General features: G+C 57.9%; 23 protein-coding genes and 1 pseudogene. 6 read left to right on the forward strand and 18 right to left on the reverse strand.

Annotated features, from left to right (window positions below; genetic code table 11):
- Positions 1-9: 9 nt before the first annotated feature.
- Entirely contained in the window at positions 10-1,575 is a 1,566-nt protein-coding gene (mltF, locus tag G9X48_RS19275; RefSeq protein WP_234451473.1) for a membrane-bound lytic murein transglycosylase MltF, read from the forward strand.
- Here mltF and tadA read toward each other — a convergent pair.
- The 4 genes and pseudogenes from tadA to murQ all read right to left on the reverse strand — a co-directional run.
- Positions 1,535-1,936: pseudogene (tadA, locus tag G9X48_RS19280) on the reverse strand (tRNA adenosine(34) deaminase TadA); the annotation flags it as partial. The gene mltF and the pseudogene tadA sit on opposite strands and share 41 nt — an antisense overlap.
- Positions 1,937-2,034: 98 nt before the next feature.
- The gene (yfhb, locus tag G9X48_RS19285) at positions 2,035-2,670 is read right to left on the reverse strand and encodes a phosphatidylglycerophosphatase C (protein ID WP_004387389.1); all 636 of its coding nucleotides are present in this window, start codon (positions 2,668-2,670) and stop codon (positions 2,035-2,037) included.
- 3 nt (positions 2,671-2,673) lie between these two features.
- Positions 2,674-4,041, reverse strand: coding sequence for a PTS transporter subunit EIIC (locus tag G9X48_RS19290; RefSeq protein ID WP_097641686.1), 1,368 nt, complete (start codon positions 4,039-4,041; stop codon positions 2,674-2,676).
- A gap of 13 nt (positions 4,042-4,054) precedes the next feature.
- Positions 4,055-4,948, reverse strand: coding sequence for an N-acetylmuramic acid 6-phosphate etherase (murQ, locus tag G9X48_RS19295; RefSeq protein WP_004387387.1), 894 nt, complete (start codon positions 4,946-4,948; stop codon positions 4,055-4,057).
- A 121-nt stretch (positions 4,949-5,069) separates the two neighbouring features.
- Here murQ and G9X48_RS19300 point away from each other — a divergent pair, with 121 nt between their 5' ends.
- Entirely contained in the window at positions 5,070-5,918 is an 849-nt protein-coding gene (locus G9X48_RS19300; protein WP_004387386.1) for a MurR/RpiR family transcriptional regulator, read from the forward strand.
- Positions 5,919-5,974: 56 nt separating this feature from the next.
- The gene (locus G9X48_RS19305; protein WP_004387385.1) at positions 5,975-6,235 is read left to right on the forward strand and encodes a YfhL family 4Fe-4S dicluster ferredoxin; all 261 of its coding nucleotides are present in this window, start codon (positions 5,975-5,977) and stop codon (positions 6,233-6,235) included.
- Here G9X48_RS19305 and acpS read toward each other — a convergent pair.
- The 11 genes from acpS to rpoE form a co-directional block, all read right to left on the reverse strand.
- Positions 6,232-6,612: a holo-ACP synthase gene (gene acpS / locus G9X48_RS19310; protein WP_004387384.1), complete on the reverse strand. Its 381-nt coding sequence runs from the start codon at positions 6,610-6,612 to the stop codon at positions 6,232-6,234. The two genes, G9X48_RS19305 and acpS, sit on opposite strands and share 4 nt — an antisense overlap.
- Complete coding sequence (pdxJ, locus tag G9X48_RS19315; RefSeq protein ID WP_004387383.1) at positions 6,612-7,343, reverse strand: pyridoxine 5'-phosphate synthase; 732 nt, start codon at positions 7,341-7,343, stop codon at positions 6,612-6,614. Before pdxJ ends, acpS begins: the two co-directional genes overlap by 1 nt.
- A 74-nt stretch (positions 7,344-7,417) precedes the next feature.
- Positions 7,418-8,155, reverse strand: a complete 738-nt coding sequence (recO, locus tag G9X48_RS19320) for a DNA repair protein RecO (protein ID WP_004387382.1) — start codon at positions 8,153-8,155, stop codon at positions 7,418-7,420.
- A 9-nt stretch (positions 8,156-8,164) separates the two neighbouring features.
- Positions 8,165-9,070: a GTPase Era gene (era, locus tag G9X48_RS19325; protein WP_004387381.1), complete on the reverse strand. Its 906-nt coding sequence runs from the start codon at positions 9,068-9,070 to the stop codon at positions 8,165-8,167.
- Complete coding sequence (gene rnc, locus G9X48_RS19330) at positions 9,067-9,747, reverse strand: ribonuclease III (protein ID WP_004387379.1); 681 nt, start codon at positions 9,745-9,747, stop codon at positions 9,067-9,069. The genes era and rnc overlap by 4 nt, the downstream gene beginning before the upstream one ends.
- A 171-nt stretch (positions 9,748-9,918) precedes the next feature.
- Positions 9,919-10,884 (reverse strand): signal peptidase I, encoded by a 966-nt coding sequence (gene lepB, locus G9X48_RS19335; protein ID WP_004387378.1) that lies wholly within the window; start codon positions 10,882-10,884, stop codon positions 9,919-9,921.
- Between the two features lie 14 nt (positions 10,885-10,898).
- Positions 10,899-12,698, reverse strand: a complete 1,800-nt coding sequence (lepA, locus tag G9X48_RS19340; RefSeq protein ID WP_004387377.1) for a translation elongation factor 4 — start codon at positions 12,696-12,698, stop codon at positions 10,899-10,901.
- A gap of 199 nt (positions 12,699-12,897) precedes the next feature.
- Positions 12,898-13,377 (reverse strand): SoxR-reducing system protein RseC, encoded by a 480-nt coding sequence (gene rseC, locus G9X48_RS19345; protein ID WP_097641685.1) that lies wholly within the window; start codon positions 13,375-13,377, stop codon positions 12,898-12,900.
- Complete coding sequence (rseB, locus tag G9X48_RS19350; RefSeq protein ID WP_063264184.1) at positions 13,374-14,327, reverse strand: sigma-E factor regulatory protein RseB; 954 nt, start codon at positions 14,325-14,327, stop codon at positions 13,374-13,376. The genes rseC and rseB overlap by 4 nt, the downstream gene beginning before the upstream one ends.
- Positions 14,327-14,977, reverse strand: coding sequence for an anti-sigma-E factor RseA (gene rseA / locus G9X48_RS19355; protein ID WP_004387374.1), 651 nt, complete (start codon positions 14,975-14,977; stop codon positions 14,327-14,329). Before rseA ends, rseB begins: the two co-directional genes overlap by 1 nt.
- Before the next feature lie 31 nt (positions 14,978-15,008).
- Positions 15,009-15,584 carry an RNA polymerase sigma factor RpoE gene (gene rpoE / locus G9X48_RS19360; RefSeq protein ID WP_004387373.1) on the reverse strand — a complete coding sequence of 192 codons (576 nt, stop codon included), beginning with the start codon at positions 15,582-15,584 and terminating at the stop codon, positions 15,009-15,011.
- 424 nt (positions 15,585-16,008) lie between these two features.
- Here rpoE and nadB point away from each other — a divergent pair, with 424 nt between their 5' ends.
- Positions 16,009-17,628 carry an L-aspartate oxidase gene (nadB, locus tag G9X48_RS19365; RefSeq protein ID WP_105629531.1) on the forward strand — a complete coding sequence of 540 codons (1,620 nt, stop codon included), beginning with the start codon at positions 16,009-16,011 and terminating at the stop codon, positions 17,626-17,628.
- Here the strand turns inward: nadB and G9X48_RS19370 are convergent.
- Positions 17,613-18,350: a tRNA1(Val) (adenine(37)-N6)-methyltransferase gene (locus G9X48_RS19370; protein WP_097641684.1), complete on the reverse strand. Its 738-nt coding sequence runs from the start codon at positions 18,348-18,350 to the stop codon at positions 17,613-17,615. The genes nadB and G9X48_RS19370 overlap by 16 nt on opposite strands.
- Positions 18,351-18,478: 128 nt before the next feature.
- Here G9X48_RS19370 and srmB point away from each other — a divergent pair, with 128 nt between their 5' ends.
- On the forward strand, positions 18,479-19,813 hold the full coding sequence (srmB, locus tag G9X48_RS19375) for an ATP-dependent RNA helicase SrmB (protein ID WP_007870105.1): 1,335 nt from the start codon (positions 18,479-18,481) through the stop codon (positions 19,811-19,813).
- A gap of 75 nt (positions 19,814-19,888) precedes the next feature.
- Here the strand turns inward: srmB and grcA are convergent, their stop codons facing one another.
- A complete protein-coding gene (gene grcA / locus G9X48_RS19380; RefSeq protein ID WP_004387369.1) occupies positions 19,889-20,272 on the reverse strand; it encodes an autonomous glycyl radical cofactor GrcA in 384 nt (127 codons plus the stop codon).
- 306 nt (positions 20,273-20,578) lie between these two features.
- Here grcA and ung point away from each other — a divergent pair, with 306 nt between their 5' ends.
- A complete protein-coding gene (gene ung, locus G9X48_RS19385; protein WP_014728269.1) occupies positions 20,579-21,268 on the forward strand; it encodes a uracil-DNA glycosylase in 690 nt (229 codons plus the stop codon).
- A 58-nt stretch (positions 21,269-21,326) separates the two neighbouring features.
- Here the strand turns inward: ung and G9X48_RS19390 are convergent, their stop codons facing one another.
- Positions 21,327-22,388 (reverse strand): tRNA/rRNA methyltransferase, encoded by a 1,062-nt coding sequence (locus G9X48_RS19390; RefSeq protein ID WP_014728268.1) that lies wholly within the window; start codon positions 22,386-22,388, stop codon positions 21,327-21,329.
- Between the last annotated feature and the right edge of the window lie 185 nt (positions 22,389-22,573).

Below are 22,573 nucleotides of genomic sequence, written 5' to 3' on the forward strand. Positions count from 1 at the left end.
ATTAACTAATTGAAAAAATTAAAGCTTAATTATCTGCTCATCGGCGTCGTTACCCTGCTGCTGGCAGTGGCCTTGTGGCCGGCCATTCCCTGGTCCGGCAAAGCCGATAACCGTATCGCCGCGATTCAGGCGCGGGGGGTTTTGCGCGTCAGTACCATCGCCACGCCGCTGACCATGTACCGCGCTGGTGACACGATGTCCGGGCTTGATTACGAGCTAAGCCAGGCCTTCGCCGACTATCTGGGCGTGAAGCTTAAAATCACCGTGCGCCAGAACATCAGTCAGCTCTTTGACGATCTCGACAATAACGACGCCGATCTTCTCGCCGCAGGCCTGGTCTATAACGAAGCGCGCAGCCAGCACTATCAGGCTGGCCCTATCTATTATTCCGTCTCGCAGCAGATGGTTTACCGCGTCGGCAGCCTGCGTCCGCGAAGCCTCGCCAGTATTAAAGAGGGGCAACTGACCATTGCGCCGGGCCACGTGGCGCAAAGCGAGCTGGAACAACTCAAAGCAAGCAAATACCCGGATTTAACCTGGCGCGTCGACCCGAAACTCAGCAGTAATGAGCTGATGCTGCAGGTGGCTCAGGGCACGCTGGATTACACCATCGCCGATTCGGTCGCCATCGGCCTGTTCCAGCGCGTTCATCCGCAGCTTGCGGTCGCGCTCGATCTCAGCGATGAGCAGCCGGTAACGTGGTTCAGCCGCCGCAGCAGCGATAACTCGCTCTCGGCCGCGCTGCTCGATTTCTTCAATCAGATTAATGAAGACGGCACGCTGGCGCGCCTGGAAGAGAAGTATCTGGGCCACGGCAATGATTTCGATTACGTGGATACCCGCAGTTTCCTGCGCGCCGTAGACAGCGTGCTGCCGGAGCTGCAGCCGCTCTTTGAGAAATACGCGACGGATATCGACTGGCGACTGCTGGCGGCTATCTCGTATCAGGAATCCCACTGGGACAGCCAGGCTACCTCGCCTACCGGCGTGCGCGGTCTGATGATGCTGACGCGCAATACGGCGCAAAGCCTGGGGCTGACCGATCGCCTTGATGCCGAGCAGAGCATCAGCGGCGGCGCGCGCTATCTGAAAGATATGATGAGCAAAGTGCCGGAAAGCGTACCGGAAGAGGAGCGGATCTGGTTTGCGCTGGCAGCGTATAACATGGGCTATGCGCATATGCTGGACGCCCGCGCGCTGACGGCAAAACAGAAAGGCAACCCGGATAGCTGGTCGGATGTAAAACAGCGGCTGCCGCTGTTAAGCCAGCGCCCCTATTACAGCAAGCTCACCTATGGCTACGCGCGCGGGCATGAGGCTTACGCCTATGTGGAAAATATCCGTAAATATCAAATAAGCCTGGTCGGTTATCTGCTGGAGAAGGAGAAGGAAAAGCAGGCCGCCGCGGCAGCGCAGCCTAAGCTTGTGCAGAGTTACCCGACGAATATTACGCCGCAGGGTCTGTTCCCGTCGCCCTTTTCGTCGCTTCCTTTAGGGCCTTTTTCTCAAGCCGGCGCTGGCGGAAAAACGCACTCAGCATTGCCGAACACTCTGTCGCCAGTATCCCCTCGATAACCTGCACCTGATGGTTCATGCCGGGATGCCCGGTGATGTCCATCAGCGACCCGACCGCGCCGGTTTTGGCATCGCGCGCGCCGAACACCAGCGTGCCGATACGCCCGTGCACCATCGCGCCTGCGCACATGACGCATGGCTCAAGCGTGACATACAGCGTGGTATCCAGCAGACGATAATTTTGCAGCACCAGCCCGCCCTGGCGCAGCGCCATGATCTCGGCGTGTGCGGTCGGGTCGTGGCGGCCAATCGGGCGGTTCCAGCCTTCGCCGATAACCTGATTGTTGTGTACCAGCACCGCGCCTACCGGCACTTCTCCCTCGTCCCAGGCGCGCTGCGCGAGCGTCAGCGCGTGGCGCATCCAGTATTCGTGGGTGAGTTCAGTCTGTGACACAAGCTTCTCCGGGAGTATAAGGCGGGCGGCATTATACACACCGTTTATGGGTTGCGAAACGCGCCTTATTCGAGCTGCTGGAGCTGCCCCTGCGGGGTGACGCGCCAGCGGTGCTGGCAGAAGTAAAGCAGCGGGTTATCTTGCTTGCTGTCGCTGTAGCCACTGTAGAGACGCAGCGGCGTGCCAATCTGGCGCTCCAGCTGCGCTACTTTTTCATGGCCGAGGCAGCGCAGCGTCAGTACCCAGCCACCAAAGCGGCGCTCCATTTGGCTGGCGATGACATTCACGCGCGGCAGCCACGGGGTATCGTAATAAACCTGTTCTACCAGCGTCTGCGGGGAGCCGGTGATGAGCCAGACGTCGGCATCGGTGCTGGTGAGGTAACCGGTCAGGCGCTCATGCACCACCGGAAAGGTGACGACATGGGTGCGAAACCAGTCGGCGAAAGCTTTTTCCAGCGTTTTCAGACGCGCCTCGCTGTGACCGAAGGTACAACCCCAGAGCAAGAGGCTCATCGGCCAGCGGGCGGCGCGCCCTTTGATTAACAGCCCGCCCAGGATAACGGGCAGCAGAGGAATAACCAGCAGCAGGTTAAGCGGCTGACGCCGCAGCAGATAGCGCATAAAAGTGCCGAACATATCCTGTTGATGCAATGTGCCATCCAGATCGAAAAACACCACCCGACGCTCGTTATTGGCCAAACCTTACTCCTCTGGATCGTTAAAGCCCAGGAACCACGTAAATAGAAAACCGGCGATCACCGCTACCAGATAGCCTAACAGATAGAGCATCACTTTTCCGGTCACGATGGTAAGCGCCAGCGGTAGCCCGGAGATGCCAAAAGTGATGACCGTCGCCACTTTAAAGTAGCTGATAATCGCGCCGCCTGCCGCCCCGCCAAGACACGCGCCGATAAACGGCTTGCCAAGCGGCAGCGTCACGCCGAAAATCAGCGGCTCGCCGATACCGAGCAGACCGACCGGCAGCGCGCCTTTAATCACCTTTTTGAGGCGCGCGTTACGGGTTTTCAGCAGCACCGCCAGCGACGCGCCGATCTGCCCCACGCCCGCCATCGCGAGGATGGGAAAGAGCGCGTTATAGCCGTGCGCCTGAACCAGTTCAACGTGAATGGGCACCAGCCCCTGATGCAGGCCCGTCAGCACCAGCGGTAAAAACGTGCCCGCCAGCACCGCGCCCACCAGCAGCCCGCCTTTATCGATAGCGAGCGACGCGCCATGCGCGATGGTTTCCGAGACCCAGCCGCCGAGCGGTTGCAGCGCCACAATAGCGATGGTGCCAGTAATCAGTGTTGTCAGGAGCGGGTTCAGGATAAGCTCCACCGACACCGGCAGCAGATTACGCAGCTTTTTCTCAAGCCAGCACATCAACATCACCACCAGCAGCACGGCGATAACGCCGCCGCGTCCCGGCTGTAACGGCTCGCCGAAGAGCGTAATCTGTGCCAGCTGCGGGCTGGAGAGAATACCCGCCATGACGCCGCCCATCGCCACCGAGCCGCCGAATACCCGCGCGGCGTTAACGCCGACCAGAATGTTCATGATGGCAAACACGGCGCTGCCGAAAACGCCAAGCAACCCCAGCAGGTTGGGATAACTGATGGCGAAGCCGCCGACGATATCCGGGCGTTTGAGGATATTGATAATCCCGGTAATCAGGCCCGAGGCGATAAACGCCGGGATCAGCGGAATAAACACGTTCGCAAGCTGACGCAGCGCATCGCTCATCGGCGCTTTATAGCGCGCTTTCGCCTGAGCTTTCGTGCGTGCGGCGTCGTCAATCGCCGGTTCGGTGGACGTCGCGCCCTGCATCTGCGCGCGCATCGCATCGACGATTTGCGCGGCGCGTCCGGGGCCGGCAATGAGCTGATGCTGTTCGCCCTGCTTCACATAACCGCTGATGCCTGGCAGCGCCTTCAGCGCCGGGAGATCCATCAGACTCTCGTCGCGCAGCTCCAGACGCACGCGCGTCATGCAATTTTCCAGCCGTAAAATGTTGCCTTCACCGCCCACGCCTTTGAGGATTTGCGTGGCGAGCGTCACCGATTTTTCCATACGTTACGTCCCCTTACGGCTGCAACGCCGCTCTTAAAAAGCCGTTATGCGCCGCGAGACGCGCGTGGGCAGCCTGCGCGTCCAGCCCGGTCAGCACCATTAAAATGGCGGGTTTCACCTCGTACTCGGTCTGCGTGAGCACCGCTTCGGCCTCTTCACGCGTCACACCCGTCGCTTCCATCACCATCCGGCAGGCGCGATCCACCAGTTTGACATTGGTCGCTTTCATATCCACCATCAGGTTCTGGTAGACCTTGCCGCACTTCACCATTGCGCCGGTGGAGATCATATTAAGGACGAGCTTCTGCGCAGTACCGGATTTCAGGCGCGTGGAGCCAGTGAGCGCCTCCGGGCCGACCACGGGCGAAATGGCGATTTCCGCCGCTTCGGCTATCGGCGAGCCGGGGTTGCAGGAGATGGCCGCCGTCGCGCAACCCAGCGCGCGGGCGTACTTCAGGCCGCCGATGACATACGGCGTGCGCCCGGAGGCTGCCAGCCCTACCACCATATCGCGCGCGTTAAGCCCAATGGCTTTAAGATCGTCTTCGCCAAGCTGCGCGTTATCTTCCGCGCCTTCGACGGCTTTCAGCAGCGCGCCGGGGCCGCCTGCGATAAGCCCGACCACCACGCCATGCGGCACGCCGAACGTTGGCGGGCATTCCGAGGCGTCCAGTACGCCAAGACGCCCGCTGGTGCCTGCCCCCATATAGATAAGCCGCCCGCCGCAGGTAAGCGCCGCGGCCGCCGCATCCACCGCTTTCGCGACCTCCGGCAGCGTTTCACTGACGGCGTGCGCTACCCGCTTGTCTTCTTCGTTAAAACGCCTCAGCATCTCAAGCGTCGGGAGCGCGTCGAGATCCAGGGTATCGGGATTGCGGGTTTCTGAGACCAGCGAGCCAAGATTCATATTGCACCTCTGAATTTTTAATTCATAATGATGGCGCTATAATGGAATATAAAATTCAAAGTGGCGAGTAAATTTCCCGGCATTGAAAAGCCGATCACACTTAATCCAGCCGGAGGCGTTGATGAATACCCTGATCCTTATCCGCCAGCGATACCCGACGCTGGCGCAAAGCGACCGAAAACTTGCCGACTTTTTGCTTCAGTTCCCCGACTACGCTCGTCATTTAAGCTCGCAGCAGCTGGCGGCGGAAGCGGGCGTCAGCCAGTCGAGCGTGGTGAAGTTTTCACAGAAGCTCGGTTATAAAGGCTTCCCGGCGCTGAAACTCGCCATCAGCGAAGCGCTCGCGAGCCAGAGCAACATTCACTCGGTGGCGGTACATAACGAGATCCTGGGCGACGACCCGCTGCGCCTGGTTGGTGAAAAGCTCATTAAAGAGAATGTCGCGGCGATGCATGCGTCGCTGGATATCAACCCGGAAGAGAAACTGCTGGCGAGCGTCGGGCTGCTGCGCAACGCGCGGCGCATAGTGCTGACCGGCATCGGCGCGTCAGGGCTGGTCGCGAAAAATTTCTCCTGGAAGCTGATGAAAATTGGCCTTAATGCCGTTGCCGAACAGGATATGCACGCGCTGCTGGCCACCGTGCAGGCGATGGAGCCGGAAGATTTGCTGGTGGCGCTTTCTTACTCCGGCGAGCGGCGCGAAATCAATCTCGCTGCCGACGAAGCGCTGCGCGTGGGCGCACGCATTCTCGCCATCACTGGTTTTACGCCGAACGCGCTGCAACAGCGCGCGACGCAGTGCCTTTATACGATCGCCGAAGAGCAGGCGACGCGCAGCGCGGCAATCTCCTCTACTTCCGCCCAGATGATGCTCGCGGATCTGCTGTTTATGGCGCTGGTGCAGCAGGATCTGGAGAAAGCCCCGGAGCGCATTCGTCACAGCGAGGCGCTGGTAAAAAAACTGGTCTGAGTAACAAATGGGCGTATAATGCCCGCCCTGTTTGTGTTGTTTCTGAGATTTTCCTGATGGCGCTGCTAATCACTAAAAAATGTATCAACTGTGACATGTGCGAGCCGGAGTGCCCGAACGAGGCTATCTCAATGGGAGACAACATCTACCAGATTGATACCAGCCGTTGCACAGAATGCGTGGGGCATTACGAGACGCCCACCTGTCAGAAAGTGTGCCCGATCCCCAACACGATTATTAAGGATCCGGCGCATGCAGAGAATGAAGAGCAGCTGTGGGATAAATTCGTGCTGCTCCATCATGCCGATAAGATCTAGCTTTCGATAATTACCGTGGCACAGGCGTAGTGCCGTTCGTCAGCAAGCGTGACGTGAACGGACGTCACGCCCATCCGCGCCGCCAGCCGTTCAGCCTCATCCCACAGCCGCAGCTTCGGTTTTCCCAGCTCGTCGTTAAACACTTCAAACTGATTAAACGCCAGCCCGTTGCGGATGCCGGTGCCGAAGGCTTTTGCCGCCGCCTCTTTCACCGCGAAGCGCTTTGCCAGAAAGCGCACCGGCTGCTGGTGCGCCTGATACTGCGCCCATTCGTTCGCGCTCAGGACTCGCTTCGCCAGCCGGTCGCCTGAGCGGGAGATAACCGCCTCGATGCGGTCGATCTCCACGATATCGGTACCGAGCCCCAGAATCGCCATTAGCGACGCGCTTCCAGCATCAGGCGTTTCATCTCAGACACCGCCTCTTTCAGGCCGCTCATCACGGCGCGCCCGATAATCGCGTGGCCGATATTCAGCTCATGCATTTCCGGCAGCGCAGCAATTGCCTGCACGTTGTGATACGTCAGCCCGTGTCCGGCGTTCACTTTGAGGCCCTTGCTCGCGGCGTAGGTGGCGGCTTTCGCGATACGCTCAAGCTCGCGCGCGCGGGTGGCGTCGTCTTCGGCATCCGCATAGCAGCCGGTGTGGATTTCAATGTACGGCGCGCCGACGGCGACCGCTGCGTCAATCTGCGCGTTATCGGCGTCGATAAACAGCGACACCAGAATACCCGCCGCCGCCAGACGCTGGCAGGCGTCGCGCATTTTATCGAGCTGGCCTGCGACATCGAGCCCGCCTTCGGTGGTCACTTCCTGACGCTTCTCCGGCACCAGGCAGCAGAAATGCGGTTTTGTCTCGCAGGCGATGGCCAGCATCTCTTCGGTGACGGCCATCTCAAGGTTCATACGGGTGTGGAGTGTCTGGCGCAGGATACGCACATCGCGATCGGTGATATGACGGCGATCTTCGCGCAGGTGAACCGTGATGCCATCCGCGCCTGCCTGTTCGGCGATAAACGCCGCCTGTACCGGGTCCGGATAAGCCGTGCCGCGGGCGTTACGCAGCGTGGCGATGTGGTCGATGTTAACCCCTAACAGCAATTCAGCCATGACAATCCTCGTAAATCGACAAAAAGTGCAGGCAGTTTACACCTGGTCGGGAAAGGCTGGCTATGGTTGCGCGGTCAGGCGGTTTCGCCTTCCGGCGGAAGCGGACGTTTTTTAGGCACAAACTGGCGAAACAGCTCGCGGCTCTTTAACGGTTTGCCGCCAAGATACGGTTTGAGCGCCATACGCGTGAAACGCTTGGCGGCGCGCAGGGTGTCAACATCGGGGAATTCGCGGGTGGCGAGCGCTTTGAGCTGGCGGCCGGTAAAGGAGGTATTGTCGATAACCAGGCTTGCGATAAAGCCCTTCTCTTCGCGGTAACGGTACGTCATGGCGTCATCGACTTCATCGCCGGTGCCCGCGCAGTGCAGAAAATCGACGCCGTAGCCGAGATGCCCGAGCAGCGCGAGCTCAAAGCGACGCAGCGCAGGCTCCGGCGATCCGCTGGCACCCGCCAGCGCCTGAATGCAGTGCAGGTAATCGAAGAAGAGTTCGGAAAAGCGGGTTTCCGGCTCCAGCACGCGCGCGACCAGTTCGTTAACGTACAGGCCGCTGTAAAGCGTAATGCCGGAAAGCGGAAGCGCGAGCGAAACGGCTTCGGCGCTGGTGAGGTTTTTAACGTCGCCGCGCCCGCTCCAGCGCACCAGCAGCGGGGTAAACGGCTGCAGCGCGCCTTTGAGATTAGAACGTTTGCGGCGCGCGCCTTTGGCGACCACGCGCACGCGGCCGGATTCTTCGCTGAAAAGATCGATAATCAGGCTGGTTTCGCTCCACGGACGCGCGTGGAGCACAAAGGCACGCTGCCAGCCTTCCATCAGGCGGCCTTAGAGATCGTCAACGTAACCGAGACTGCGCAGGGCGCGCTCATCGTCGGCCCAGCCCGATTTCACTTTGACCCACAGCTCCAGATGCACCGGCGCTTCGAACATGTCCTGCATGTCCTTACGCGCTTCGATGCCGATGGTTTTGATTTTGGCGCCTTTATTGCCAATCACCATTTTCTTCTGCCCTTCGCGCTCAACGAGGATCAGCCCGTTGATGTCGTAACCGCCGCGCTCGTTAGTCACGAAACGCTCGATTTCGACCGTCACCGAATACGGCAGCTCAGCGCCCAAGAAACGCATCAGTTTTTCACGGATGATTTCAGAGGCCATAAAGCGCTGCGAGCGGTCAGTGATGTAATCTTCCGGGAAGTGGTGAATCGCTTCTGGCAGATGCTTGCGCACAATCGCCGCGATAGTATCCACATTCATACCGGTTTCCGCGGAGATCGGCACGATATCGAGGAAATTCATCTGGCTTCCCAGGAATTGTAAATGCGGCAGCAGCTCCGCTTTGTCCTGCACGTTGTCGACTTTGTTGATAGCCAGAATGACCGGCGCTTTGCCTTCGCGCAGTTTGTTCAGCACCATTTCGTCGTCCGGCGTCCAGCGGGTGCCTTCGACCACGAAAATCACCAGCTCGACGTCGCCGATAGAGCTGCTGGCCGCCTTGTTCATCAGGCGGTTAATGGCGCGTTTCTCTTCCATATGCAGGCCGGGGGTATCGACGTAAATCGCCTGATACTCGCCTTCGGTGTGAATGCCTACGATACGGTGGCGCGTGGTTTGCGCTTTACGGGAAGTAATCGAGATTTTCTGCCCGAGCAGTTTGTTCAGCAGCGTTGATTTCCCGACGTTCGGGCGGCCAACGATGGCGATAAATCCGCAGTACGTTTTGGTTTCGCTCATTCCAGCTCCAGTTTTTTCAGCGCCTGCTCAGCGGCTGCCTGCTCCGCTTTGCGGCGGCTGGAACCCGTGCCGACCACCGGTTCGCTCAGGCCACTTACCTGGCAGTGGATAGTAAATTCCTGATCGTGAGCTTCCCCACGCACCTGCACCACCAGGTAAGACGGCAGCGGCAGATGGCGCCCCTGCAGATATTCCTGCAGACGCGTTTTCGGATCTTTTTGTTTATCGCCCGGACTAATTTCATCCAGACGCGTTTGATACCAGGTGAGAATTAAGCGCTCAACGGTCTGGATATCGCTGTCGAGGAACACGCCGCCAATTAAGGCTTCAACGGTATCGGCAAGAATCGATTCGCGACGAAAACCGCCGCTTTTCAGCTCGCCCGGCCCAAGACGCAGGCACTCGCCCAGCTCAAATTCACGTGCGATTTCGGCGAGCGTATTGCCGCGCACAAGCGTTGCACGCATACGACTCATGTCGCCTTCGTCGACACGCGGAAAACGGTGATACAGCGCGTTCGCAATCACGAAACTTAAAATGGAGTCACCCAGAAACTCCAGACGCTCATTATGTTTGCTGCTGGCACTGCGATGCGTTAATGCCTGCTGCAACAGATCCTGATGATGAAAAGTGTAGCCCAGCTTTCGCTGAAGCCGATTAATTACGATGGGGTTCATGCGATACCAATTAATGAATGCGTCAAAAATTCAGCACACGGAACAGGGCTGATGGGGTTCAAAGCTGTTTCGTGTGCCGTGGCTCCCTTGCGGGAGCCAGCCGGAAATCGTCGGGGGAATATTCTATACACAACGACAGGGGATGTCGTTAGTTCCAACAGATTTAATTCGTTAATGAATGCCGCCGATTCGATTCAGGCGCACGCCTGTCGGCCATTCACCTTCCTGCTTCTCGAAACTCATCCAGATAGCGGTCGCTTTACCCACCAGATTCGCCTCCGGGACGAAGCCCCAGTAACGGCTGTCGGCGCTGTTATCGCGGTTGTCGCCCATCATGAAGTAGTGGCCCGGCGGAACAATCCAGGTACCGGTCTGCTGGCCCTGCTGACGGTAGTAAATACCGACCTGATCCTGCGCGATAGGCACCGTGAGAATGCGGTGCGTGACGTCGCCTAAGGTTTCCTTACGCTCGGTCAGGCGAATACCGCCGTCTTTGCTTTCGTTTTTCGGCACCTGGAAGAAACCGCTACTCGCCTCGCCGCCGTTCTGACGGCCAAAGGTCTGCACGAAATCGCTCGGCTCGACGTTCGAATAGGTAATAGGCAGCGCGTTTGCGCACGCCTGGCCTGAGCTGCAGTTCGGCTGGACGGTCACCTCTTTCGCGACCGGATCGTAGCTGACTTTATCACCCGGCAGACCAACCACGCGCTTGATGTAGTCAAGGCGCGGATCGCCCGGATATTTAAACACGGCGATATCACCGCGCTTCGGATGCCCGGTTTCGATAAGTGTTTTCTGGTAAATCGGATCTTTGATGCCGTAGGCGAATTTCTCCACGAGGATAAAATCGCCGATAAGCAGCGTCGGCATCATGGAGCCAGACGGGATCTGGAACGGCTCATAAATAAACGAGCGCACCACCAGAACCACCGCCAGAACCGGAAATATCGACGCGCCGGTTTCCAGCCAGCCCGGTTTCGGGCCTGCTTTCTTCGACGCGCCCGCGTCCTGCGCATCCGCGGCGGCAAGCGCCGCGCGCTCGCGACGCTTCGGCGCGAAGATAAATTTATCCACGCACCACAAGATGCCCGTCACCAGCGTTGCGATGACCAGGATCAGGGCAAACATATTCGCCATGCCAACTCCTTAGGTTATTTACCGTCTTTCCCAACGTGCAGAATGGCGAGGAACGCTTCCTGCGGCAGCTCGACGTTACCGACCTGCTTCATGCGTTTTTTACCCTCTTTCTGTTTCTGCAACAGCTTTTTCTTACGGCTGACGTCGCCGCCGTAGCATTTTGCCAGCACGTTTTTACGCAGCTGTTTCACTGTGGAGCGGGCAATAATGTGGTTGCCGATGGCCGCCTGAATGGCGATATCGAACTGCTGGCGCGGGATCAGATCTTTCATCTTCTCCACCAGCTCGCGACCGCGGTACGGCGCGTTGTCGTTGTGGGTGATCAGCGCCAGCGCATCGACGCGCTCGCCGTTGATCAGCACGTCGACACGCACCATGTTTGAGGCCTGGAAGCGTTTGAAGTTGTAATCCAGCGACGCGTAACCGCGGGAGGTGGACTTCAGGCGATCGAAGAAGTCGAGCACTACTTCCGCCATCGGAATTTCATAGGTCAGCGCAACCTGGTTGCCGTGATACACCATGTTGGTCTGCACGCCGCGTTTTTCAACGCACAGCGTGATGACGTTGCCGAGATATTCCTGCGGCAGCAGCATGTGACACTCGGCGATAGGCTCGCGCAGTTCCTGAATGTTGTTTAACGGCGGCAGCTTGGACGGGCTGTCGACATAGACCACTTCGTTATTGGTCATCTGCACTTCATACACAACGGTCGGCGCCGTGGTGATGAGGTCGAGATCGTATTCGCGCTCCAGACGCTCCTGGATGATTTCCATGTGCAGCAGGCCGAGGAAGCCGCAGCGGAAGCCGAAGCCCAGCGCCGTCGAGCTTTCCGGCTCGTAGAACAGCGAGGCGTCGTTCAGGCTCAGTTTGCCAAGCGCGTCACGGAAGGACTCGTAATCGTCAGAGCTGACCGGGAAGAGGCCCGCGTAAACCTGCGGCTTCACTTTCTTAAAGCCAGGCAGCGCTTTTTCCGCCGGGTTACGGGCGAGCGTCAGGGTATCGCCCACCGGCGCGCCGAGAATGTCTTTAATCGCGCACACCAGCCAGCCCACCTCGCCGCATTTCAGCTCGGTGCGGTCGATTTGCTTCGGCGTGAAAATCCCGAGACGGTCAGCGTTGTACGTCTGGCCGGTGCTCATGACTTTCACTTTGTCGCCCTTGCGCAGGGTGCCGTTTTTCACGCGAATAAGTGACACGACGCCGAGATAGTTATCGAACCAGGAATCGATAATCAGCGCCTGTAACGGGGCATCCGGATCGCCTTCCGGCGGCGGAATGTCGCGCACCAGACGTTCCAGCACATCCTGCACGCCCACGCCGGTTTTCGCCGAACAGCGCACCGCGTCGGTAGCGTCGATGCCGACGATATCTTCGATCTCTTCTGCCACGCGCTCAGGATCGGCGGCAGGCAGGTCAATTTTGTTCAGTACCGGCACCACTTCGAGATCCATTTCGATCGCGGTATAGCAGTTGGCGAGCGTTTGCGCTTCCACGCCCTGGCCTGCGTCAACCACCAGCAGCGCGCCTTCGCACGCGGCGAGAGAGCGGGAAACTTCATAGGAGAAGTCAACGTGGCCGGGGGTATCGATAAAGTTAAGCTGGTAGGTTTCGCCGTCAGAGGCTTTGTAGTCCAGCGTCACGCTCTGGGCTTTAATGGTAATGCCGCGCTCGCGCTCCAGATCCATGGAATCCAGCACCTGCGCTTCCATTTCGCGATCGGAAAGGCCGCCGCAAATTTGAATAATACGGTCAGACAGCGTCGATTTACCGTGGTCGATGTGAGCGATGATCGAAAAGTTGCGTATGTTCTTCATATAGCGAGATTTTTATGCCTTATAAATCCTGAGAGGCTCGGCGCAACGCGCGGTACTGAGCATGATGTCTCTGGCTGTCTTATGCCTGAAACGCTGCATTCTACACTACAACCAGAAAGCGGGGAAACTGCGTCTCAGGTAAGCATAGACGGCGAATGAAAATCATCGGGAAAGGAGGCGTAAAACACGCAGCCGGCGCTTACCGGCTGTCTGAGGAAGGAGACGTTTCAACGCGCAGCGCATCGGGCGGAAGCCCGACGCTGAGAATGACCGGCTGCCAGCTTTCACGGGAGGCGAATTTCGGCGACAAACCGCGCGCCAGCAGAAAACCGCCCACGCCGCCCAGCGCCGCGCCGCACATTGCAGCGAGATCGGAGCCAAAGAGCGCCTGGAAGACACCGGCCATGATAAACAGCCCCACCAGCGGAGAGAGATAGACCAGCATCGCGGAGCCCAGCAGGCTGCCTTCGGCGATGCCCAGCTCCACTTTCTGTCCGGCTACCAGCGGCTGCTCGCTCGGTACGTTGATATAGTGCGTATTCTGCGGCCCCAGCTTATTCAGCACACGCGTGCCGCAACCAGCGCGAGACGCGCAGCTGCTACAGGACGCTTTAACGTCGCAACTGAGTACGGCTTCGCCGTCTTGCCACGACACGACCGTGGCCCACTCTTTAATCATTGAGATGCCCTGAAGGTAATACTACTCGCGATGCGCTTCGCCGTCGGCGGCGGCAGCTCGCCTACTACTGTGATTTCAGCATTATTGCGCACTTCGGTGCTGACGGTGCGTCTGCCAGTGCGCAGCATCTGTTCGCTGCTGTTAGCGCTGGCGCGGCTGACGTTAATCGAGAAGCTAAAGAGCCCGTCAGAATAGAGCCGCGACTCCACCGGCGAATCGATACCCGGCAGCGGCCGGCGGCTGCTGGAGATTTCAGCAAAGCCCTGCGGCAACCACGACGCTGACCAGCCAAATTTAGCATTATCGCCCGACGGTACCGAGAGCAGCGGCGGCAGCGAGGCCTTCGCCAGATTCTGCATCATCGTGCCGGGCTTATCGTTCACCGTAAAAGAGACGACGCGGAACTGCTCCAGCGTTTCGCCATCGCGATCCAGCAAATCGACACGCATTGGCAGACGCGTTTCGCTGTCTACCCATGCGATATAACCATAACGGGTGCCATCGCGCGCCACCACGCGGATGACTTCGCAAAGCCGGTCGGCAATGCGGGTGCGCCCGACGGAGATAAAATCGTAATACGGCGCAAGGCGGCGGAAATCGGTGTAAACCAGCGACGGCAGTGAATCGACGATGAAATCGCCGTTCAGGGTAAACGGCTCAAGCCCTGGCTCGAAATAGCTGATTTCCGAACCACGCTGCACGACTTCGCGACGCGGGCCGTCCAGCTGCAATAACTGCGCGAGGGGCTTATTGTCGAGCCTGGCGTGGCGATAGCGTAAAGATTCCACACCCTGCTTGTTGATGCTGACAAATGAAAGCTCGTAGTTGAGTGACTGGCTCGCCAGGTTCATTTGCTGCAACAACGCCTCGGACGATGCATCTGCCGAGGCGTTGAAGGAAACGAACAGGCTGCCCGTCAAAAGAGAGACGGCGCACCAAAGTTGCTTCATTACTGCGATTGAGTTCCTAAAGTCTGGTTACCAGGCACTTGTAAGGCGGCCTGCTGCGTCTGCGACTGCTCCAGCTGGAGCTGCTCGGCATGCAGGCGGCGTTGCAGTTCGTAATCCTGCAACATCGCGTTGATGCGACGACGCTGTTCCTGCACCTGCGGCTGACCGCCTGCGGCGTTGTTATCCGCTGTCGGCACGCCAAGGCTAACCGGGCTGGCTTTACCCATCATCGGCAGCGTATTGAACACCGGCGCTTCCGGCTGTGCGCTCGCATCAGGCTGCGCATTATAGTGCTGAACGCCGACAATCACCGCCAGCGATACGCATGCGGCCATACCGACTTGCGTGAGCTGACTCGCCCAGGGCCGCACTTTCTGCCAGAACGGCATTTTGCTCCACTGCTGTGGCGCAGGCTGTGATTCAGGGATGAGCGGCGCTGCCTGACGGGCGGGCTCGTTTTCGATCGCCGCCATGACACGTGCGGAGATATCAAAATGAAGCGTTTCGCCAGTATCGCCGCGCAGGGTATCGCGAATGAGGTGATAGCTTTCCCAGGTTTGCTGTAACGCTTTGTCGTTTTCGACCGCGCTCAGCAATTCGCTGTCCAGTGCTTCCCCATCCATTAAAGCGGAAAGTTTTTCTTTCTGCATGCTTAATACCTTTTCCAGTATCCCGCTATCGTCAACGCCTGATAAGCGGTTGAACTTTATTATCAATGGCTTCCCGCGCACGGAAAATGCGGGAGCGTACCGTACCGACCGGGCAATCCATAATAGCCGCTATCTCTTCATAGCTCAGGCCATCCAGCTCCCGCAACGTAATTGCCATGCGTAAATCTTCCGGGAGTGACTCTATGGTACGGAATACAATCTGTCTCAGTTCCTCAGACAACATTAAGTTCTCTGGGTTCGAAATTTCTTTCAACGCGCCGCCACTTTCGAAATTTTCCGCCTCGTTGGCATCCACATCACTGGACGGCGGACGGCGGCCCTGAGCCACTAAATAGTTTTTTGCCGTATTCACGGCGATACGGTAGAGCCAGGTATAAAACGCGCTGTCGCCGCGAAAAGAATCAAACGCGCGCCAGGCTTTAACAAAAGATTCCTGAACAACATCAGAGACGTCGCCTGAGGGGACATAGCGGGACACCAGATTCGCCACTTTATGCTGGTAGCGAATGACCAGTAAGTTAAAGGCTTTCTGATCTCCCTTCTGGACCCGTTCGACAAGGACCTGATCCGTTAACTGCTCGCTCATCCGAGGTAATGTCTCCCCAAACCTGAATTTCCACGCGTAATCGAAATGCCACCCGAACTCTGCACTGTGAGCAAGCAGAAGCTTAGAGCGCCGGTTGCCCGGAAAGTTCCGTTACGCCTTTGTTTTTGTGCGGCAATGGCGAACGCCAGTTCTACTCATTATATGTTCACAATCTGAATAACGGCCTGCCAGGGCTGTATTTTGTTGCACAGACCGCTTGCAGGGTAACGCAACACCACCATTTTTTCACCTTTAAATCCTGAGGATGCGCGGCGGTACGCAGCGTTTTGAGTATGCGGTTATGCGTTAAGTCACAATCTCTCTCTCGTGTTTAGCGTTTACAACGCAGATTAAAAAAAGCGTGTTTGATTTCGCATTACGGTGCTATGCTGGCCAAACCTTGTTTAGTAAATTAAACACGACAATGAATAAGACACCAGAACTTCACTGTGATGTGCTGATTGTCGGCAGCGGTGCCGCCGGCCTTTCACTGGCGCTGCGCCTGGCGGAACATAGCCAGGTGATAGTATTGAGCAAAGGTCCGTTGAGCGAAGGCTCCACTTTTTATGCCCAGGGCGGTATAGCCGCGGTTTTTGACGAAACCGACAGCATCGCCTCGCACGTAGAAGACACGCTGATTGCAGGCGCTGGCCTGTGCGATCGCAGCGCCGTCGAGTTTGTCGCCAGTAATGCCCGCCACTGCGTGCAGTGGCTTATCGATCAGGGCGTGCTGTTCGATACTGAAGTGCAGTCGAACGGCGAAGAGAGCTACCACCTCACGCGTGAAGGCGGCCACAGCCACCGCCGCATTCTGCATGCGGCGGATGCCACCGGTAAGGCTGTTGCCACGACGCTGATAGATAAAGCGTTAAGCCATCCGAATATCCGCATCCTTGAGCGTCATAACGCCGTGGATTTGATTATCTCTGATAAAATCGGTCTGCCGGGCACGCGCCGCGTGGTAGGTGCCTGGATCTGGAACCGCAATAAAGAAGAAGTGGGAACCTGTCGCGCGAAAGCCGTGGTGCTCGCCACCGGCGGTGCGTCAAAAGTCTATCAGTACACGACCAACCCGGATATCGCCTCGGGCGACGGCATCGCGATGGCCTGGCGCGCCGGTTGTCGCGTTGCGAATCTCGAATTCAATCAGTTCCATCCAACCGCCCTGTTTCATCCGCAGGCGCGCAATTTCCTGCTGACCGAAGCGCTGCGCGGCGAAGGGGCTTATCTTAAACGCCCTGACGGCACCCGCTTTATGCCGGAGTTTGACGAGCGCGCCGAACTGGCACCGCGCGATATCGTGGCGCGCGCCATTGACCATGAAATGAAACGTCTCGGCGCCGACTGCATGTATCTCGACATCAGCCACAAACCGGAGGCGTTTGTCCGCCAGCACTTCCCGACGATTTATGAAAAGCTGCTGGGGCTTGGCATCGATCTCACCCGAGAGCCGGTGCCGGTGGTGCCCGCGGCGCACTACACCTGCGGCGGCGTAATGGTCGATGAGCACGGACGCACCGACGTCGACGGGCTTTACGCTATCGGCGAGGTGACCTACACCGGGTTGCACGGCGCGAATCGTATGGCCTCGAATTCGCTGCTGGAGTGTCTGGTTTACGGCTGGTCAGCGGCGGAAGATATCCGGCTGCGCCTGCCCTATGCGCGCGAGGTCAAAACCCTGCCCGCCTGGGACGAAAGCCGCGTGGAGCACCCGGACGAACTGGTGGTATTGCAGCATAACTGGCATGAGCTGCGCCTGTTTATGTGGGATTACGTGGGCATCGTGCGCACCACCAAACGTCTGGAGCGCGCGCTGCGGCGCATTACGATGTTACAGCAGGAGATAGAAGAGTATTACGCCAACTTCCGCGTCTCCAACAATCTGCTGGAGTTGCGTAATCTGGTTCAGGTGGCGGAGCTTATCGTCCGCTGCGCCATGATGCGCAAAGAGAGCCGCGGGCTGCACTACACGCTGGATTACCCGGAAACGTTGCCGGAATCCGGGCCGTCGGTGCTCGCCCCGCTGGTTCACATAAACAGGTAGAAAGCTTCCGTGAGCGCGCAATAGGCCGGTGAGTAGTGTTGATCCGGCCCGCGGATCAGCAAATCATCACAGAAGCATTCGCCGGGCGACGGGGAAAACGCCAACAGCACCCGGTGCGGCAGTTTTCCTGCATTTTCGGCCACATCGGTGCGTAGCCGCAAATGCCAGCCTTGTTCACCGGCCAGACGGCTGAACGCTTCGCTGCTGCTTTCCGGCAACACCACGCAGAAAAACCCCTCTTCCGTAATTAACTGTGCCGCACAGGCGAGCAGCGTTCCGTGATCGAGCGTTGTAGTGTAGCGCGCCTGTTCACGGGCGGGCGTGGCGCAGGCGACGCCTTTGTCATAATAAGGCGGATTGCTGACGATAAGCTCGTAACGCTGCGTTTGCTGCTGCGTCCAGGTCTGAATGTCAGCGCTGTGCACCTGAATCCGCGCCGCCCACGGCGAGGCATCAATGTTTTCACGCGCCTGCTCTGCGGCCTGGGCGTCAAGCTCGACGGCATCCAGCGTCACGGTATCCTCCGTGCGCTGCGCCAGCATCAGCGTCAGCAAACCGCTGCCTGCCCCGATATCCAGCACACGCTGCGCTTTCGCAACCGGCGCCCACGCCCCGAGGAGAATGCCATCAGTACCGACTTTCATCGCACAGCGGTCGTGCGCGACGAAAAATTGTTTGAAGGTAAAACCATTGCGGCGTAACGGGGTTTTTGGCTGCGACATCTTTAAGACCTGGTAACAAAACCGCTGTAGCATAGGCGAAAGCGCCGCCGGGGAAAAGGAGAAGCCGGGAAAGGGATGAACATTGGGCGCTGAACGTCTATAATCTGCGCCCCACACTGAGGTAGAAAATGACTGTAACCACTTTTTCCGAACTTGAACTAGATGACAGCCTGCTGGATGCGCTCCAGGAAAAAGGCTTCACCCGCCCGACCGCTATCCAGGCGGCCGCCATTCCGCCTGCGCTCGACGGGCGTGATGTGCTCGGTTCTGCGCCGACAGGCACCGGTAAAACGGCAGCTTATCTGTTGCCGGCGTTGCAGCATCTGCTCGACTTCCCTCGCAAAAAATCGGGGCCGCCGCGCATTCTTATCCTGACCCCGACCCGCGAACTGGCGATGCAGGTTGCAGAGCATGCACGCGAACTGGCAAAGCATACGCATCTGGATATCGCCACGATCACCGGCGGTGTGGCTTATATGAATCACGCGGAAGTCTTCAGCGAAAACCAGGATATCGTGGTCGCCACGACGGGTCGTCTGCTGCAATACATTAAAGAAGAAAACTTCGACTGCCGCGCGGTGGAAACGCTGATCCTTGATGAAGCCGACCGCATGCTGGATATGGGCTTCGCGCAGGATATCGAAACTATCGCGGGTGAAACCCGCTGGCGCAAACAGACTTTGCTGTTCTCCGCCACGCTTGAAGGCGACGCGATTAAAGATTTCGCCGAACGCCTGCTGGAAGAGCCGGTGGAAGTCTCTGCGACGCCTTCCACACGCGAGCGCAAAAAGATCCACCAGTGGTATTACCGCGCCGATAACATCGAACACAAAACCGCGCTGCTGGTGCATCTGCTCAAGCAACCGGAAGCCACCCGCTCCATCGTGTTTGTGCGTAAACGCGAGCGTGTGCATGAGCTGGCGAACTGGCTGCGTGAAGCGGGCATCAATAACTGCTATCTCGAAGGCGAAATGGTGCAGGTGAAGCGTAACGAGGCGATTAAACGTCTGACCGACGGCCGCGTTAATGTGCTTATCGCCACCGATGTGGCCGCTCGTGGGATTGATATTCCGGATGTCAGCCACGTCTTTAACTATGACATGCCGCGCACCGCCGACACCTATCTGCACCGCATTGGCCGTACCGGTCGCGCAGGGCGTAAAGGCACCGCGATTTCGCTGGTTGAAGCGCATGACCATCTGCTGCTGGGCAAAGTAGGCCGCTACCTTAACGAACCGCTGAAAGCCCGAGTGATTGACGAACTGCGTCCGACCACGCGTGCGCCGAGTGAAAAGCTCACTGGCAAGCCGTCCAAAAAAGCGCTCGCGAAACGCGAAGAGAAGAAAAAAGAGAAAGAAAAAGAGAAGCCGCGCGTGAAAAAACGTCACCGCGACACCAAAAACATCGGCAAACGCCGCAAGCCGAGCGGTAACGCGACAGCGTCATCCGATAAGGCCGAGTGATAAAAAAACCGCCAGCAGATGCTGGCGGTTTTTGTTTTACCCGAGGGCGCGCCGCCGGTTAACGAACGCCTGAACTTACAGGCTTTCGGTAAAGGTACGGGCGATCACGTCGCGCTGCTGTTCCGGGGTCAGCGAGTTAAAACGCACGGCGTAACCGGAAACGCGGATAGTCAGCTGCGGATATTTTTCCGGGTGCTTAACGGCATCTTCCAGCGTTTCACGACGCAGCACGTTCACGTTCAGGTGCTGACCGCCTTCCACACGCACTTCCGGTTTGATTTCCATCGGAATTTCACGGTATTCGAACTGGCCAAGCTGGCTCACCGGCACGATGTCATCTTCATTGAAACCGGCTTTGGCGCAGACGCAGCGCGCTTCGCCTTTTTCGTTATCGAGCAGCCAGAAAGAGTTCAGCAGACTGTCGTTTGCGGCTTTAGTAATCTGGATACCTGTGATCATAAGTTGCCTCCCTGTGGGCGAGTTTGATGCGTTCAGCCAGCAGGCGTCAGAACAGGCGGCTGGCTAATTGGTAAAACCAATGTTGTCTTATTGTTTTATATACCACCAAAGGGCGGTCATTCTTTGATTTAAATCAAAATAAACCACTCTATGAGTGTGGGTATAACATAAAGGAATTGCTTTACATCAACTTAGCGCTGTCCTGAACCTTCGGGAATTTTGTAAATCTGCGTCACGCACGGCCCGGTTTTGTTCTTCGGAAATAAGGCGTTAAGCTTAGGAAACAGAAAATCGCAGGAGAGCGAGATGACCGATAAACTGACCTGGCACGACGTGCTGGCTGATGAAAAAGAAAAGCCTTACTTCAAAAAGATCCTGACCACTGTCGCTGCCGAGCGTGAAGCAGGCGTCACCATTTATCCGCCGCAGAAAGAGGTGTTTAACGCGTTCCGCTTTACCGAGCTTGGCGATGTGAAAGTGGTGATCCTGGGCCAGGACCCTTACCACGGGCCGGGACAAGCGCATGGCCTCGCCTTTTCGGTACGTCCGGGCGTCGCACCGCCGCCATCGCTGGTCAACATGTATAAAGAGCTGGAGCAGTCGGTGCCGGGTTTCACCCGCCCTTCTCACGGTTATTTAGAAAGCTGGGCGCGCCAGGGCGTGATGCTGCTTAATACCGTGCTGACGGTACAGGCAGGCAAAGCGCATTCGCATGCCAATCTGGGCTGGGAGACCTTTACCGATAAAGTGATCTCGCTGATTAACGAGCATCGCGAAGGCGTAGTGTTTCTGCTGTGGGGCTCGCACGCGCAGAAGAAAGGCGCGATTATCGACCGCAACCGCCACCATGTGTTGCAGGCGCCGCACCCGTCGCCGCTCTCCGCGCATCGCGGTTTCTTCGGCTGCGGTCATTTCGTCAAAACGAATCAGTATCTGGAAAGCCGTGGCGAAGCGCCCATCGACTGGATGCCCGTTCTGCCGGAAAACGCCCAATAAAAAACCTCCCGCAGGAGGTTTTAACGTTTATCACGCCAGCCTTTACGCTGGCGTTTTTTTACGCTTTATTCTGACGCCACCACTCGGCGAGCAGAACGCCGGTCGCGACAGAAACGTTCAGGCTTTCTACATTGCCGGTGCCGTCGATGGAGAGGCTTAAATCAGCATTCGCCTGCGTCGCTTCAGAAATACCTTCGCTTTCCTGGCCCAGCACCAGCACCATTTTCTTCGGCAGCGTCGCTTTAAAGAGCGGCGTACCTTTATGGCTGGAGGTGGTCACGATGGCGTAACCGGCAGCGCGGAACTGCGCCAGCGCGTCGCTGAAGCTGTCGCCGGTGATCGGCTCGACATGCTCGGCACCGCCTTCTGCGGTACGCACCGCCGCGCCGGATTCCAGCAGCGAGGCGTCCTGCACGACCACGCCTTTCACGCCGAAGTGCGCGCAGCTGCGCACAATAGCGCCGAGGTTATGCGGGTTGCCCACATCTTCCAGCGCCAGCACGCAATCTTCATCGCCCGCTTTACTCAGCCACTGGTCAACGCTCGCGCCGCTGCGTTTTTTAATCAGGAAGCAGACGCCGCCGTGATGCTCGGTGCCGGAGGCTTTGGTGAGCTCCGCGTCATCCACCACGTGATACGCTTTGCGGTTCGCCGCCATCCAGCGCAGCGCTTCTTTAAAGCGCGGGGTCACGCTCTGGATAAACCAGGCGCGAACGATAGATTCCGGACGGCTCTGGAACAGCGCCTGACAGGCGTTTTCGCCATAGACGCGGGTCTCTTCGGCGCGCTGACGGCGCAGCACTTCCGGATCGATAAAACTTTTGCCGCTGATGCCGCCGTGATCCGGCTTCGCTGGCGCTTCTGCGCCCGGCGCGCGGGATACGGTGCGCCACGGTGATGCCTCACGATCGCCGTCGCGGTCACGGCCACGGCTGCGTTCACGGTCAGACGGTCTGTCACTGCGCGCAGCACGACGACCGCCTTCCGGTTTACCGTTGCCAGCGGGACGACCGCCGCCTTTTCCGGTACGCGGGTTTGAGCTGCGTTTGTCCGTATTTTCATCACTGCGGACATACATCACTTTGACCTTGCCGCTCTTGCCTTTAAATTCGTCGTTCATGTCTTTCTCCACCTGCGCTGCGCGAAGCGCGCAGATTACCCGATGTGTCCGCGCTTAGCCATTCTTTCGCGCAAAAGCTAATAACTATTGTACTCATTGGATAAAACGGTTTGAGCCTCGAAACATTCTTGCAGATACTGAATAACATTATCGAAACATAGCCGACGTTTCCGCGTCGGTTTCTG

It is taken from the genome of Cronobacter sp. HA18006, from assembly GCF_011605445.1.
Taxonomy (GTDB): Bacteria; Pseudomonadota; Gammaproteobacteria; order Enterobacterales; family Enterobacteriaceae; genus Cronobacter; species Cronobacter sakazakii.